The sequence below is a fragment of the Nonomuraea aridisoli genome (assembly GCF_003236395.1).
Lineage (GTDB): Bacteria > Actinomycetota > Actinomycetes > Streptosporangiales > Streptosporangiaceae > Nonomuraea > Nonomuraea aridisoli.
Genome location: NZ_POUD01000690.1, coordinates 1 through 417, shown reverse-complemented (window position 1 = coordinate 417; position 417 = coordinate 1). Strand labels below are relative to the sequence as shown.

The 417-nt window shown below is 58.3% G+C and carries 1 rRNA gene; it reads right to left on the bottom strand.

Going from position 1 to position 417, the window contains the following annotated elements:
* Positions 1 to 364: 364 nt before the first annotated feature.
* A 16S ribosomal RNA gene (locus C1J01_RS48750) occupies positions 365 to 417 on the bottom strand; the annotation flags it as partial.

Sequence of the window (417 nt, the reverse complement as noted above, 5' to 3'; positions counted from 1 at the left end):
CCTCCCACGTCCTTCATCGGCTCCTGATGCCAAGGCATCCACCGTGTGCCCTAAAAAACTTGGCCACAAAGATGCTCGCGTCCACTATGCAAATCTCAAACAACAAACAGCAACCACCTCCAAACCCCCGACCGGGAGTCCTTCAGCGGCCCTGTACTGAGGTGGAACAAGCGCAAGCCCGTTTCCTCAGGACCCAACAGTGTGCCCGGCACCTCGTAACCCCTGAAACCGTCGTTCCCACTCCCTCCCGAAGGAAGGCGGTACTAGCCGGCCAGCGATCACGCCGCACCGAATAGCCAGTGCTCCACTAGTGAGCTGTCACCCCACCACACATTCGGCGGTGATAGATGAGAGTGCTCCTTAGAAAGGAGGTGATCCAGCCGCACCTTCCGGTACGGCTACCTTGTTACGACTTCG